Source organism: Brevibacillus sp. NPDC058079 (genome assembly GCF_042885155.1).
In the GTDB taxonomy this organism is placed as follows: Bacteria; Bacillota; Bacilli; order Brevibacillales; family Brevibacillaceae; genus Brevibacillus.
On record NZ_JBHVSO010000002.1, the window covers coordinates 193,146 to 207,092 of the forward strand.

A 13,947-nucleotide genomic window follows, 5' to 3' on the forward strand; every position below is an offset into this window, starting at 1 on the left:
TGGTTATCCTCCTTGAATTTCTAGCTTTCTTCTTGCCATGTTCGTCACCAATAAAGCAACTGCCGTTAAAACGAGCGCCCAGCCACCTTGCACAAGCATGCCATAAGGAGGCGCAAGCTCTAGCAAGGTCATGACTGGATAATAAATCATCGCGGAAAAAGGCAAATAAGGTGCTACCTTTCCAATCATCCCGGGCATCAAGTCTATCGGAATCATTTGTCCACCTAACCCAAAGATTAATGACAAAAGGATGAGGTGTACCCAGCGAATTTCTGTCGTCCAGAAGGAGGAAATACCCGCGAGATAAAAGAGCAGCATACCTACGTAAGTTCCTAGCAGTAGCGAGAGGATAAACGAGAAGTAAGTGAACGGATGGGAGGGATAAAAGAAGCCTACCACTAATCCTAGCAGCAAGCCGATCGGAACACTTCGGTAACAAGCGTTGTACAAAAGTCTTCCAAACTCCTGACTGAGCATGTACCAGAGGTAATGAACAGGCTTGATCATATCCAGACTGACAGCTCCGCTCCTTACCGCTATTTGCACATTCAGGCCCGGCGATATAAATGTGGTCATCCAGAGAACACTTTGGCAAATCGCGATGTAATACCCCATCGTTTTGACATCATAGGGACCGTATACTTGTTTTCCAGAAAGGACACCCGTCCAAATGGCAATAAAAACAAGCCCAAAAATCGAGCTTGCGACATTGTTGATGACATGCGATAAACGATACTGAAGATTTCGACGATAGCTCTTTCTAATAATCCGCCAATAGACCATAAAACCCTCCTCTTGGAAAAGTCAGGAGTACTAGAATAGCAGGGGCCGTACACAAATGCAAGAAAAAAGAAAGAGCCCTTCCCATTTGAAGGACTCTCTTTCGATAAATCCATTTGCTGTCACGCTGGTTACCCATTCACGCCAGCCAAATGGAAATTATCCTCTTTTTTATGGATCAATAGCTTCATGTGGAAGCTACAATCACCTCTACATCGTTGGCGTGCAAAACCTCAGCTATTTCCTTTTCAGGCAGCTTATCGGTCACGATAATATCGATCTGCTCAAAACCTGCAACGCGATACAGCATGCTTTTTCCAAACTTGGTATGGTCGGTGACTATGATCACTTGATCGGCCCGCTTGATCATTTCTTTGATCAGAAAGCCGTGATCTTCCTGCGTGGACATGAGCCCTTCTTTTGTAAGACCGCATGCACCAACCAGGACCTTATCCACATGAAAATCAGCGAGGTTTTGAATCACGCGTGAACCGAGCACACATTGATCCTCAGCATGTACGTCTCCGCCTAAAAGCTTGACAAGAACGCCTTCTTTTCGGGACATACTGGAGGCAGTCGCTAATGAATTCGTGATGATGACATGGTCGCGGGTCTGCAAGGATTCCACTGTTAGCTGAACAGTTGTGGACGCATCGAGCAGCAAGTAATCGCCGTCTTTGATCAGACGGGCCGCCGCTGCTGCAATACTGCGCTTTCCTGTCAAATCAAGCTGCATTCGTTCCTGATGGGAGTAGTTCTTTTTGTTGAGGCTGGGTAATACTGCTCCTCCCCTAGTTCGCAGGATTTGACCCTGCTCCTCCAGCTTGACGATATCACGCCTCGCTGTGTCACGGGAAACCCCAAACTGCTCAACTACCTCTTGCACGCTGATTCGCTGATACTCCTGCAAATACGCAAGAATTGCAGCGAGCCTCTCCTCTTGAAACACGAAGCCTCAACCCCATCCTTATCTTGACTTCATTATAAGTCATTTAAGTAAATGTCGCAAGTGATAATAAGCACTTGTAAGTAATCATAAGCAATAGGAAGGAACAAAAAAAGCAAGGCGATTTCTCACCTTGCTTTCTTAGCAGCGAATATTACTTCGCTACTTTCACGCCTTTGTAGTGACCGCAGCTTGGGCAAACACGATGCGCAAGCTTGTATTCGCTGCAATTATCGCATTTGATCATGCCTGGAATCTCTAATTTGAAGTGCGTACGACGCATTCTTTTACGGGTTTTGGAAGTTCTCCGTTGAGGTACTGCCATCTTCCTTACACCTCCTTCAACTGACAAATGCTAAGATGCTCTATTGGGTGGACAGTATAGGCAAAATGCTTATGCTATCCTTCAAAAATGAGACGCTGCCACGAATGGTCGGCGAATCATCTTGAATACAGTAAGAATACTTATTTGCTGTCTTTGAAAAAGTCAGCCAACCCAGCCAAACGCGGGTCAACACGCTCATTCTTACAGCTGCATGCCACTTCATTACGGTTCACACCGCAAGTCGGGCACAGACCTTTGCAATCCTCCTCGCAAAGCGGGAAGGTCGGCATTGCCAGTAAGAAATCCTCTTGAAGCAGTGAGTTCAGCTCGATTTCATCGCCTTCCAGAGGAAGGATATCGCTGTCCTCGTCATCTTGCAGGATTGGATCATCCGCAAGAGCAAATGTCTCAGAGAAATCTACTGTTGCCTGATCGACAAAAGGATTCAAGCATCTCGCACAGACAAAATTCACATCTGCCTTCATGCTTCCTTTTACGTAATAGAGATTGCCTAGCTGTACAGCTTCACCACTCGCAGTCACAGGAGTAATCCCGCGAATCTCATGATGGCGCTTCTTCAACTCATCTGCATCCAGAGTTACCTGGAACGGCAACGGCTCTCCTTTTCGGTGCTCTAACTCTGCTAACTTAATGTTCATAGCATTTCACCTCATGCACAACAAAGATGATTATAGACCCTGCCCAAAGCTTTGTCAACCATTTTTGCTTGACAGCTAGTTTGCTCAGGTAGATTTCGGTTTTTGTCCATTCAAGTACGTAATCGCTTCTTCTACCGTCTTGATCGGAACCACTTTCATTGGAGTTCCAATCCGCTTGGCAGTCGCTAACGCCTCCTCGTAATTGGAGTTCGTATCTGGCGTATCCTGTGGAGCAAAGAAGATCTCTGCGCCCGCTTTGTCCGCTGCGATTACCTTTTGATTAATGCCACCGATCCTGCCTACTTTTCCGTCTAACGAAATCGTGCCTGTTCCTGCAATTTTATAGCCTTTTGTCAAATCCGTCTCCGTATTTAACTGGTCATAAATCTCCAGTGTCATCATTAATCCAGCAGAAGGACCACCAATCCCTTGAGAGGCAATGGTTACTTCTTTCGGAATGATGATTTCCTGTTTGTTGTCAGGGCGTACACCAATTCCAACTGACTTGGATTCAGGGAGTGGTTCCAAGGTTAACATCGTTTTGCCCTCTTGTCCATCTCTTGTGTACGTAATTTCGACTTGATCGCCTGCTTTTTTTGCAAAGAGGGCTGTCAGCAAATCTTTTGCCTCAGACGTGCGAACCCCGTCTACATACGTAATGACATCACCAATTTGCAATTTTTTATAGGCAGGGAACCCTTCCAAGGTACCCATCACCCACACACCTTGCTTCTCGATTTTCACTTCGAAACCGGCAAGACGGAATGCGACTGCCTCCGCAATTTTTTGTGAATTGTCCATGACTGCTTGTTCTCGACGGATAAAATCTTCGCTGTCCTCGCCCTTGCTGACAACCAGCTCCTTGGGCATCAGTTCAACATCCTGCGCCATTTTTGCATACCAATACCACGGCAAATTCGCTTCGCCCATTCGAACCGTCGTGAGCATGAAGGAGCCAGTCTCGTCTTTCTTGCCGCCTTCCACTTGAATCATCGGCCCCAACTCAATCGCTGAACCCGGACGACTCACGTAATAATTCGTCGGTACAAAAAAAGAAATACCCAACAAGACGAAAACCAAGGCAAGTATCCAGCTAAAGCCTCTGGTTCCTGTAGATCTGCGTCTGTTGGCATAAAGCTGTTCCTCACTCATTCTTGTGCCTCCCAATTTGCAATTAGTTCCTGAATGCGTTCGATATGTTCAGTACCCGCACGTTCGCCTAGCTCGATAATTTCTTCGACACCCGTGTACGCGATACTGCTATAGTGTCCAACATCCGGCCTGATTACGATGTCTGCCGCAATGATTCGATGTCGCAGAATTTCCCTTTCCATCACATCAATCGTCTGGGCGATGACATCAAAAATACTTTTGACCTCCATCCGTGTATCGAATTGGGCGACATCTACGGCAATTACGATATCGGCGCCCATTTCACGCAGTACCGTCACGGGCACACGATCAATGACTCCTCCATCGACTAAAAGCCGCCCCCCTACTTTTTCAGGTACGAAGATGCCCGGAATGGATATACTCGCCCTCACGGCTTGATCAATTGGACCTTCACGAAATACGACTCGCTCTCCTGATTCAATATCCGTCGCCACTATGGCAAGCGGCTTGTTCAGCTCTTCCAAGCGCTTTCCGTGCGTTAACAGACGAATCAATTGCTTGATCTTTTCCCCCGTAACAAAGCCCATGCTGGGTACCGTTAAATCTAGCCAATGCTTGCGTTTTAAATTAAGGGCAAGCTTTCCCATCATGTGCGGTTCAATTCCGTTGGCATAGACGGCCCCAATCAGACTGCCCATACTGGAGCCAGCCAGCATGTCAATCTGGATGCCATGTGCCTCTAACGCCTTCAATACACCAATATGCGCAAAACCGCGAGCGCCCCCAGAACCCAGGGCTACACCCACGATTGGTTTACGCTTTGTCTCCATGGAAAAACCCCTCCCCGTAACCAGTCTATGTGGTAAATCGCCGTACCTTTCGCACTTGGGAGATATTCGTCGACCAAGCTTACGCATAGTTCTCCCACCTGCCACGTAGACATGTACTACTACTTTTCTTCGATTCAGGAGGAATCCATGTCACGCCACTCACCCGTACTTACTTTGTTGCTCGCCATCTCGACAGTTTTCATTGTTATTTCGTTGATTGCTAACTCGCAGATTTCTTTTGAAGCTGCCGTACGCGGTCTGAAAATATGGTGGGAGGTAGTTTTCCCCTCTACCCTTCCCTTTATTGTGCTGTCTGAGGTGTTGATGGGTCTGGGCGTCGTTCATTTCGTCGGCGTGTTACTGGAGCCATTAATGCGCCCGCTGTTTAACGTTCCGGGCACTGGCGGGTTCGTACTGGCTATGGGCTTCTCGTCCGGCTATCCGGTAGCCGCAAAGCTGACAACACGCCTGCGTCTGCAAGGCAATGTGACGAAGGCTGAGGGTGAACGTCTCGTCTCTTTTACAACGACGGGAGACCCCTTATTCGTCATGGGAGCAGTAGCAATCGGTTTTTTTCACAGTGAGCAAATGGGCATCACACTAGCTCTGACTCATTATTTGTCAGCTGTACTCATGGGCGTAATCTATCGTTTCCATGCGCCTTTTGCCATTACTTCAGCCCCATTGGAGAAAAATTCACTGCCTCTTCCTTTACGCGCCTTGCAAGCGATGCATCGGGCACGTGTCCGCGATGGACGTCCGTTCGGAAGATTAATGGGGGAAGCGGTGCAATCCGCCCTGAATACATTGCTCATGATCGGTGGCTTCATCATTGTTTTTTCGGTATTAATTCAACTATTCTCCATGATTCATCTGACACAGATCATCAGTACGCTTCTCTCGATCATTCTCGGTCCCTTTGGTTTTCCACCAACTTTTTCCCAAGCAATCGTGGCTGGGTTGTTCGAAGTAACCCTCGGTGCACAAGCAGCGAGCATTGTGCCTGACAATGTTTCCTTGGTCTGGAAAGCGGCCATTGCCAGCGCTATATTGTCCTGGGGCGGCTTGAGTGTTCACGCGCAGGTCGCGAGTATCTTGAGTGAAACGGATATTCGTGTCGCCCCTTACTTGATTGCCAGAGCGCTGCACGCTTTTCTAGCTGCGATTTTGACCTTTGTCTTTTGGGGTCCTCTTGCCACAGTCAGCTCCTGGTTCGTGGAGAAAGCCGTCCCTGTATTTGTACAAGTGAAATCTGAGATTCCGGCGACGAGTTGGTGGGAGACCTTGCTCCTATCAGGGGGAATCGCCATCGGCGTCGGTGCGATTCTGTTGTGTACCAGCTTGACTCTTTCGCGCATGAACCGAAGCAAGACGTGATAAACTACTCGGCCATTTTTCGCTTCAGTGCCTCTTCTACGACCGGCGGCACCAAATCGGCGACACTCGCCTTGTATTTCGCAACTTCCTTTACAATACTTGAACTCAAGTACGAATATTGATTGTTCGTCATCATGAAAAACGTTTCGATATTTTCGTCGAGCTTTTTATTTATCGAGGCGACTTGCATCTCATATTCAAAATCAGAAACAGCACGAAGGCCACGAATGATCACCTGTGCACCCTTTTTGTTCATATAGTCAATCAACAAGCCGTCAAAAGAGTCCACTTCTACATTTTTCATGTCAGCCGTTGCCTGACGAAGCAAATCGACGCGCTCTTCTACGCTGAACAATGAGTTTTTCTTTGAATTGATCAAGACGGCAACAATGACCTTATCAAAAACGTTGGCACCCCGCGCAATAATGTCGAGATGCCCATAAGTAACAGGGTCGAAGCTTCCTGAACATACGGCGATTGCCATAGCGGGTTATCCTCCCTTGGTGCTCTTTTGCACCTTGATTTGAGCGTTAGGCTTGTGGCTCCAAAGCGTAATAATATACCGTGACGGCCGTATCCCCATACTTAGCCGCTCGATCCTTTACACAATGACCAATCGCATCTGGAAAGGATTCTGCGATATCATGCTCAGCCACGATCCACGCTCCGTCCGCCAACATTCCCAGCTCCTGCAACATCTCAATTTCTTCGACAATTTTTTGCTGGGCGTATGGCGGGTCCAAAAAGACGAGATCAAATTTTTGATTGCGCGTACTCAGTGTGCGAATGGCGCGGTCCGCATCCATCCGATATAGTTCTGCATAATCGTCCAGCCTGCACGTGCTGACGTTTTGTTTTACCACGGCAAAAGCTTTCTGATCTCGCTCCACGAAAACAGCTCGATCCGCTCCCCTACTTAATGCCTCGATCCCGAGACCACCTGTTCCTGCGTATAGGTCCAATGCCCAACCGCCATCGAAATACGGACCAATCATATTAAAAATCGATTCTTTAACTTTATCAGTTGTCGGTCTGGTTCCTTTGCCCGGAACTGCTGCCAACCGTCTTCCTCTGTGTTCTCCAGCGATGACTCGCATACTCACTTCACCTGTCTGCTTTCCTATGTATGTTGTAAGAGGTTGTTCAAAAAGACGACTTTTTGAACGCGTGTTGTTAGACTCAATTTTCTAAGACTGAGAATGATATCATACTATCACAACTGCATACACCCGTAAAATTAGCAACTGGAAAAATTTATGTGCAAGAAAGGTATACAACCCATTTCGATTGGAAAAGATGATGAATAGCGACGCAACGGTGTCGCTGACAACCGCGGAGAAGACTTACGTTTCCCCATAAGCTCTTCCTCCGGTTTCTCCTCTCCCATAATTGAAAGGCTGTTCACTTTGGCGCACGACGTGTCTGATAGGAGCATTTCGTGCCATCGCTCCCTTCATCGGGAGGAGTTGAACGGCTGCCCCTCGTCATTTGGCGATGGGGTATTTTTTTGTGTGCAGCGCATACTACATGTACCTGCAACACCCTCTACATGTAGATTGCCTGAAAGGAGTGAGTCGTTCATGGCAGAAAAACGACCGTCTGCACAAAAACTGAAGGCGTCCAAAGCCCAGTCCATTGCGGACCGTACTGGCAAAGATGTCGAGCTGGCGCGAGACATGCAATCACGTGCAGATCAATCGGACATCGTCAAACATGGGCAGTAGCTATACAAGAGGCCAGCCGCATCGAATCGGCTGGCTTTTTACTTTTCCACCTTCAATTCCCTCGGCACTTCTTCTATGCAGTTACAGATACTATACAAAAATAGCTGTGAAGGAGGTATCCGCATGCATACGGTGTGGAAGGGCTCGATCAGCTTCGGCCTCGTCAATATACCTGTTCGCATGTTTACCGCAACAGAAGAGCGCGATATTCGCTTTCGCCAACTTCATAAAGAGTGCAATACCCCGATCAAGTACACGAAAATGTGCCCGCACTGCCAACGCGAAGTTGATACGAGCGAAATCGTCCGTGGCTTCGAATATGAAAAAGGACACTTTGTCATGATCGACGATGATGATCTGGAAGCCATTACGCCAGAAACACGCAGAGCCATTGAAATTATCGACTTCGTAGACTTGTCGGAGATCGATCCGGTTTATTTTCATAAAAGCTATTTCCTATCCCCACAGGACACTGGGGAAAAAGCATACGCCCTGCTGCGCTCCGCCATGGAACAGACAGGCAAGATCGGCGTTGCACAGGTGACGATGCGCAATCGGCAAAGCCTGGCCGTTATCCGACTGTATGAGCATTGCATCATGCTGGAGACGATCTTCTATCCAGATGAGGTACGTCCCGTCAGTCAAGTGCCTGCCTTGCCGGAAGCCACTGTACCGTTGGCCGAAAATGAACTGAAGATGGCAACTGAGCTCATTAGCAATATGACGATCCCTTTTGATCCCGCAAAATATACTGATGAGTATCGATCCGACCTGCAAAAACTGATTGAGAAAAAGCTGGAGGGTCAGGAGATCGCTACCGCACCTACCGTGGCAAGAACCAATGTCATTGATCTCATGCAGGCCCTAAAAGAAAGCTTGGAGTCTACAGCCGGTCAAGCCGCAGTCCCCATCAAAATCGAGCCTGAACCGACTCCGTCAAAGCCTGCGCGAAAACGCACCACTGCTGCCTCCTCGTCCGAAAAAGAACAGGCATCGCAAAAGGAGACCGCAGCTAGTCCGAAAAAGACTACGTCTACAACCAAAACACTACGCAAAAAGAAGGCTACCCCTGTTTAATTGCACCTAAAAAAACCTGCCCACTATGGACAGGTTTTTTGCATGCACATCATGAAATCTAGTTTGGAACCATCTTCCTGCATGGTTCAATATGGATATGAACGGCGTTAATGCGGTGAATCTTGCGCATCTGTTCTTCAATTTTCTCTGTGATGGTGTGGCTCTCCACCACATTCAGACCTGGATCTACATGGATCACAACATCCACCAGCACGCTGCTGCCATGGTAGCGGGCTTTGATGTCACTGATATCCTTAACTCCCGAAATCGAGGAAATAGTAGCCCGCAGGTCCGCAAGCTCACTTTCGTCAAAGCCATCTGTCAAACGGTGAGTTGCTTCCCTGAAAATGTCCCAAGCAGTCTTCAAGATGATGAGACCAACAACAAAAGCAGCTAAAGGATCAAGCCAGTGCAATTGAAATTGTGCGCCAGCTACCCCGATAAACGTCCCAATACTGACGAATGCGTCTGAACGGTTGTCAGCGGCCGCTGCATTTAGTGCTTGGCTGTTTGTTTTAATGGCGAGCTTTTTATTATAGCGATAGACGAAAAGCATAATGACTGCAGTCGCAAGTGCTGTCCACCCTGCCAACAGGTCAGGAGCCGCATGCTTTGGGTCCAATAAGGATGGTACGGCATTCGTAACGACTTGAACTCCGACAAATAGCATAATAAATGATGCGACAAGTGCTGAAATCGTCTCCGCCCGAAAATGACCATACGGGTGATCTTTATCAGGTGGTTTCCTTGCAATACGAAGCCCGATCAAAACAGCAATTGATGCGACGACATCCGTTGAGTTGTTAAGACCGTCGGCCATTAAAGCTTCCGACGCGGTGACATACGCAACTCCTATTTTTAATACAGAGCAGAATATGTAGGCGAAAATACTTACCCACGCTCCACGTTCTCCTTGTTTTAGATCCGAATAGACATCCATACCTCATCACCTCAAAAATACTTCTCCAATCTGCTTCAACAACGAGAAAAATCAAAGCGCTGGAAGCAGTTGCTTTTTTTTCGAACTTCATCGTAACAGATAGGATTCATGTGGGTCTACAGAAACAGTTTTAGTCCGATTCATGAGAATAGGGGGAAGGAAAATGTGTTGCACACCCGCAATTTTTTCACTGGAAAATTTTCCTTGAAATTAAATGGACTTCCCGTTATCCTATTCTTGCAATCCAAAATAAAAAAAGCACGGGAGCTTGGAAATCACCAGGCTGAGAGGATGGTACTGTGCCATCGACCGTTGAACCTGAACTGGGTAATGCCAGCGGAGGAATGTCATATACGACACGAAAAGATACGTGTATCTTTAGGATACCCGTTTCTTCTCTACTCTCGCGTTGGCGTCGCATGTTGTTTATGCGGCGCTTTTTCGTGGGATGTTTCTTTCGCCTCCCTAAACGGTTCTCGCTTTCGTGCAACCAAAACAAGGAGGTTTTTCTTATGTCATTGGTGTCATCTTTTCCAGGCAGTCGCAAAGTATACGAAACAGGTAGTCGCGCGGACATCCGTGTCCCGATGCGCGAGATTTCCCTTCATCCTACCGAAGGATTGTCTGGCTCCACACCCAATCCCCCTCTTCGCGTGTACGATACGAGTGGCGAGTATACCGCAACGGGTTACGTTCCTGACATTGAAGCAGGACTGCCCTCCATCCGCCACAAGTGGATCGATGAGCGAAATGATGCGGAAACGTATGTCGGTCGCGAACCACAACTAGTTGACGACGGCATCCGAAACGAAGAAAAGGCAGCCACCCTCCCTACTTTCCCTCGAGAGGGCTACGAACCAAAACGGGCAAAGCCAGGGAAAAATGTTACCCAGCTTCATTATGCCCGAAAAAATATCATCACACCTGAAATGGAATACGTTTCCATTCGCGAGGGTGTCTCCCCTGAATTTGTGAGGGCAGAAATCGCCGCTGGACGTGCGATCCTCCCTTCTAACGTCAATCATCCTGAAAGCGAGCCGATGATCATTGGCCGCAACTTTCATGTCAAAATCAATGCCAACATCGGAACGTCAGCTGTCAGCTCTTCGATGGAAGAAGAAGTTGAAAAAATGATTTGGTCGGTCCGTTGGGGTGCCGACACCATTATGGACCTCTCCACGGGAAAACATATCCACACCACACGGGAGTGGATTATCCGCAACAGTCCCGTTCCAGTCGGTACCGTCCCGATTTATCAAGCACTTGAAAAAGTAAATGGGAAAGCCGAGGATTTGACATGGGAGGTTTACCGAGACACCTTGATTGAGCAAGCAGAACAAGGCGTTGATTACTTCACGATTCATGCTGGTGTTCTATTGCGCTACATTCCTATGACAGCTAACCGTGTTACCGGTATCGTCTCTCGCGGTGGATCGATTTTGGCCGCATGGTGCCTGGCCCATCATGAGGAAAACTTCTTGTATACGCATTTCGCTGAAATTTGCGAAATTCTGAAGGCCTATGACATTTGTGTATCTCTCGGAGATGGACTACGTCCTGGCTCTATCGCGGATGCGAATGACGAGGCGCAGTTCGCAGAGCTTGAAACATTGGGAGAACTCACAAAAATTGCGTGGGAACACGACGTACAAGTCATGATTGAAGGCCCTGGTCACGTCCCGATGCATCTCATTCGCGAAAATATGGATAAACAGTTATCTATTTGCCATGAGGCTCCTTTTTACACACTTGGGCCACTCACGACAGACATCGCTCCCGGCTATGATCACATTACTTCAGCGATTGGCGCCGCCATGATTGGATGGTTCGGAACAGCGATGCTCTGCTACGTAACGCCCAAGGAGCACCTCGGCCTACCCAACAAAGAAGATGTCCGCAACGGTTTAAACGCATACAAAATCGCAGCGCATGCCGCTGATCTCGCAAAAGGACATCCGCGGGCAAAACAACGAGACGACGCCTTATCCAAAGCTCGTTTTGATTTTCGCTGGAACGATCAATTCAATTTGTCTTTGGACCCAGAGCGCGCCCGTGAATATCACGACGAAACATTGCCAGCAGAAGCCGCCAAATCCGCTCATTTTTGTTCCATGTGCGGACCTAAATTTTGCAGCATGAAAATATCGCACGACATTCGTCACATCGCCAATGAACAAGGGGCTGCCCAAGATCCCACCATTCTTGCAGGGATGCAGGATAAATCCCGTGAGTTCCGCGAACAAGGAAGCCGTTTGTACCAGTCGTAATGAAGGGGGATGCCTATGGAGGAAGCCAGTCGTTTACGAGAAGAGATCATTCGATTAGAGGCTGAGCTAGAGCAATCTAAACAACAATTGCGGCTGATTCAACAGGACTGCAGCCACGTCTATATCGAAACTCCACTTACGCGAACATGCTCCAAGTGCCTGCAAACCGAAAGCCTCTACTATTAATAGAAAAAGGTCGAAATCCCGTTTGAGGATCTCGACCTTTTTTCTTGCTTATTTCGTCATTCCGACTTGCAACGGAAGTCCTTCTTTATAATAGAGAGAAGGCGATAGCAGAATGAAGAAAATATGGACATGTAGAAAGCCTTGCTTCTTCAAAATGCCGTGTATGGCACTAGCAATCGCGTCATGTTGCTTTTGTTCACGCGGAAACATCATGATCTCTACAGACAAAGGACTGTTCGTCAATTGATCTACCTGAAGCAGCTCCAATTTCACCTTTTCCTGAGCGACCTCAGCAATTTTGGAAAACTCTTCTATAAGAATCTGAGAAATGGGCTCTATGTCTTGCTTCGCAAAGCCTTTAAACCGAAGAAACGGCAAGTCAATTCCTTCTTTCGTAAATAAGTTCGCACAGTCATTATAAACAAGTCTCTAATTATATATCAATGAAAAAAGGATTAAAGAAAGTGAACAACAAACATTCCCAACCCGAGCGAGACACAAAGAGGGCCATATCAGAGAGTAGCTTCCTTCCCATGAGGTGTGGTGGACGTACCACGGAAGGAGGAAGCAACTCAACCAGATACAGCCCAATGCGCTAACCGATCAGTTCTTTTAGATACAAGTAGTATAGCTCGAATTCAATACTTAATCAATAAAAAAGTTTCGTAAAATTCCTGCAAATACCCATGCGACTTTATTATTTTAAGTTGTTTTTAGAAATTTCAAACAGAGGACATCCCTCGATTCATGAGGGATGTTGTTCACTCCAGCACACATTGATCAGTAGGTATATCAACAATTGCTTGTATACTTGGTTGTCGTAACGTATAACCCTCTGTCCATTCTGCGAAGTTCACTTTCACCGTAACATTTGGTTGTAGCCAAATCGCTCCTCTATTCCTTTCGGGTTTGTTAAAGAAGGGCATATCCTTTTGTATGAGTGGCACGATCCTCTCTGTTAGTGCCATCCAATCGTTCCGTGTTAATCTCCCTGCCCCTGCATGTCCAATATAAAGTAACCTACCTTCTGAATCGTATAGCCCCAACAGTACTGCGTTTACGATGTTGTCTCGTATCGTTACTCCTCCTACAACCGCTACGATATCCCGATAGTATTTTTTCTTTTGCCATTGTTTTTCTTTACGCCCAATAACATATTTGCTGTTTAGATCTTTCATGATAATGCCTTCCATGCCTTGTTGCTGAATGACAGTAAACAACGCTTTTCCATTATCGTGGTTGGAAACTAATTGGATATGGTCATTCGTCACGATTATTTCTTGTAGGATATGAATCCTTTCTTTCAATGAACGCAGATTGATCCACTGCTCGTCGAAAAAGATGACATCAAAAATCATATATGTAATAGGAACTTCTTTTCGCACATGGCTAACTTTCTCCAAACGTCTTATTCCATCCCGTCGCATCACTTCATGAAACGATGGTTTTCCGTCCGGTCCTAATGCAATAATTTCTCCATCTAATATGACAGATCGAGCTTTGCAGTACGAATGAATGTCTGCTACTTCAGGAAAATGAAAAGTCCGTTCATTTAACCGACGATTAAACAATCTCGTTTGATGACCATCAAAGTAGGTCAGTATCCGGACACCATCCCACTTCACTTGGGCAATCCAGTCTGATCCTTGAGGAATTACGTCACATAATATTGGCTCCATCGGAATGATTGGATGCATGGTTCACCTCTGGTCAATAAAATACC

Annotated in this window: 16 protein-coding genes and 1 riboswitch; of the genes, 5 read left to right on the plus strand and 11 right to left on the minus strand. The window is 47.0% G+C overall.

What is annotated here, in order from left to right; all coding sequences use genetic code 11:
• Positions 1-3: 3 nt before the first annotated feature.
• The 6 genes from ACFVS2_RS07520 to ACFVS2_RS07545 all read right to left on the minus strand — a co-directional run bounded on the left by ACFVS2_RS07520 (position 4) and on the right by ACFVS2_RS07545 (position 4,653).
• Complete coding sequence (locus ACFVS2_RS07520; RefSeq protein ID WP_390232733.1) at positions 4-783, minus strand: ABC transporter permease; 780 nt, start codon at positions 781-783, stop codon at positions 4-6.
• Between the two features lie 184 nt (positions 784-967).
• The gene (locus tag ACFVS2_RS07525; RefSeq protein ID WP_173617379.1) at positions 968-1,729 is read right to left on the minus strand and encodes a DeoR/GlpR family DNA-binding transcription regulator; all 762 of its coding nucleotides are present in this window, start codon (positions 1,727-1,729) and stop codon (positions 968-970) included.
• A 151-nt stretch (positions 1,730-1,880) separates the two neighbouring features.
• On the minus strand, positions 1,881-2,051 hold the full coding sequence (rpmF, locus tag ACFVS2_RS07530; RefSeq protein WP_005834357.1) for a 50S ribosomal protein L32: 171 nt from the start codon (positions 2,049-2,051) through the stop codon (positions 1,881-1,883).
• 140 nt (positions 2,052-2,191) lie between these two features.
• Positions 2,192-2,710: a YceD family protein gene (locus ACFVS2_RS07535; RefSeq protein ID WP_390232736.1), complete on the minus strand. Its 519-nt coding sequence runs from the start codon at positions 2,708-2,710 to the stop codon at positions 2,192-2,194.
• A gap of 84 nt (positions 2,711-2,794) precedes the next feature.
• Positions 2,795-3,862 carry a SepM family pheromone-processing serine protease gene (locus ACFVS2_RS07540; RefSeq protein WP_390232738.1) on the minus strand — a complete coding sequence of 356 codons (1,068 nt, stop codon included), beginning with the start codon at positions 3,860-3,862 and terminating at the stop codon, positions 2,795-2,797.
• Positions 3,859-4,653 carry a patatin-like phospholipase family protein gene (locus tag ACFVS2_RS07545; protein ID WP_390232740.1) on the minus strand — a complete coding sequence of 265 codons (795 nt, stop codon included), beginning with the start codon at positions 4,651-4,653 and terminating at the stop codon, positions 3,859-3,861. The genes ACFVS2_RS07540 and ACFVS2_RS07545 overlap by 4 nt, the downstream gene beginning before the upstream one ends.
• A 147-nt stretch (positions 4,654-4,800) precedes the next feature.
• On the opposite strand from ACFVS2_RS07545, the gene ylbJ reads away from it, so the two are divergent.
• Positions 4,801-6,030 carry a sporulation integral membrane protein YlbJ gene (ylbJ, locus tag ACFVS2_RS07550; protein WP_390232742.1) on the plus strand — a complete coding sequence of 410 codons (1,230 nt, stop codon included), beginning with the start codon at positions 4,801-4,803 and terminating at the stop codon, positions 6,028-6,030.
• Between the two features lie 4 nt (positions 6,031-6,034).
• Here the strand turns inward: ylbJ and coaD are convergent, their stop codons facing one another.
• A complete protein-coding gene (gene coaD / locus ACFVS2_RS07555) occupies positions 6,035-6,514 on the minus strand; it encodes a pantetheine-phosphate adenylyltransferase (RefSeq protein ID WP_007728199.1) in 480 nt (159 codons plus the stop codon).
• A 46-nt stretch (positions 6,515-6,560) separates the two neighbouring features.
• Entirely contained in the window at positions 6,561-7,127 is a 567-nt protein-coding gene (gene rsmD, locus ACFVS2_RS07560) for a 16S rRNA (guanine(966)-N(2))-methyltransferase RsmD (protein WP_390232744.1), read from the minus strand.
• A gap of 483 nt (positions 7,128-7,610) precedes the next feature.
• Here rsmD and ACFVS2_RS07565 point away from each other — a divergent pair, with 483 nt between their 5' ends.
• The gene (locus ACFVS2_RS07565) at positions 7,611-7,754 is read left to right on the plus strand and encodes a hypothetical protein (protein WP_016743266.1); all 144 of its coding nucleotides are present in this window, start codon (positions 7,611-7,613) and stop codon (positions 7,752-7,754) included.
• A gap of 123 nt (positions 7,755-7,877) precedes the next feature.
• On the plus strand, positions 7,878-8,831 hold the full coding sequence (ku, locus tag ACFVS2_RS07570; protein WP_390232746.1) for a non-homologous end joining protein Ku: 954 nt from the start codon (positions 7,878-7,880) through the stop codon (positions 8,829-8,831).
• Positions 8,832-8,889: 58 nt separating this feature from the next.
• On the opposite strand, the gene ACFVS2_RS07575 is transcribed toward ku, so the two are convergent.
• The gene (locus ACFVS2_RS07575; protein WP_390232748.1) at positions 8,890-9,771 is read right to left on the minus strand and encodes a cation diffusion facilitator family transporter; all 882 of its coding nucleotides are present in this window, start codon (positions 9,769-9,771) and stop codon (positions 8,890-8,892) included.
• A gap of 250 nt (positions 9,772-10,021) precedes the next feature.
• A riboswitch (TPP riboswitch) is annotated at positions 10,022-10,134 on the plus strand.
• Positions 10,135-10,283: 149 nt separating this feature from the next.
• Here ACFVS2_RS07575 and thiC point away from each other — a divergent pair.
• On the plus strand, positions 10,284-12,038 hold the full coding sequence (gene thiC, locus ACFVS2_RS07580; protein WP_390232749.1) for a phosphomethylpyrimidine synthase ThiC: 1,755 nt from the start codon (positions 10,284-10,286) through the stop codon (positions 12,036-12,038).
• A gap of 15 nt (positions 12,039-12,053) precedes the next feature.
• Positions 12,054-12,224, plus strand: coding sequence for a hypothetical protein (locus tag ACFVS2_RS07585; RefSeq protein ID WP_390232751.1), 171 nt, complete (start codon positions 12,054-12,056; stop codon positions 12,222-12,224).
• Positions 12,225-12,272: 48 nt separating this feature from the next.
• On the opposite strand, the gene ACFVS2_RS07590 is transcribed toward ACFVS2_RS07585, so the two are convergent.
• The gene (locus ACFVS2_RS07590; RefSeq protein WP_390232753.1) at positions 12,273-12,602 is read right to left on the minus strand and encodes a DUF1904 family protein; all 330 of its coding nucleotides are present in this window, start codon (positions 12,600-12,602) and stop codon (positions 12,273-12,275) included.
• A gap of 383 nt (positions 12,603-12,985) precedes the next feature.
• Positions 12,986-13,921: an ATP-dependent DNA ligase gene (locus ACFVS2_RS07595; protein ID WP_390232755.1), complete on the minus strand. Its 936-nt coding sequence runs from the start codon at positions 13,919-13,921 to the stop codon at positions 12,986-12,988.
• Between the last annotated feature and the right edge of the window lie 26 nt (positions 13,922-13,947).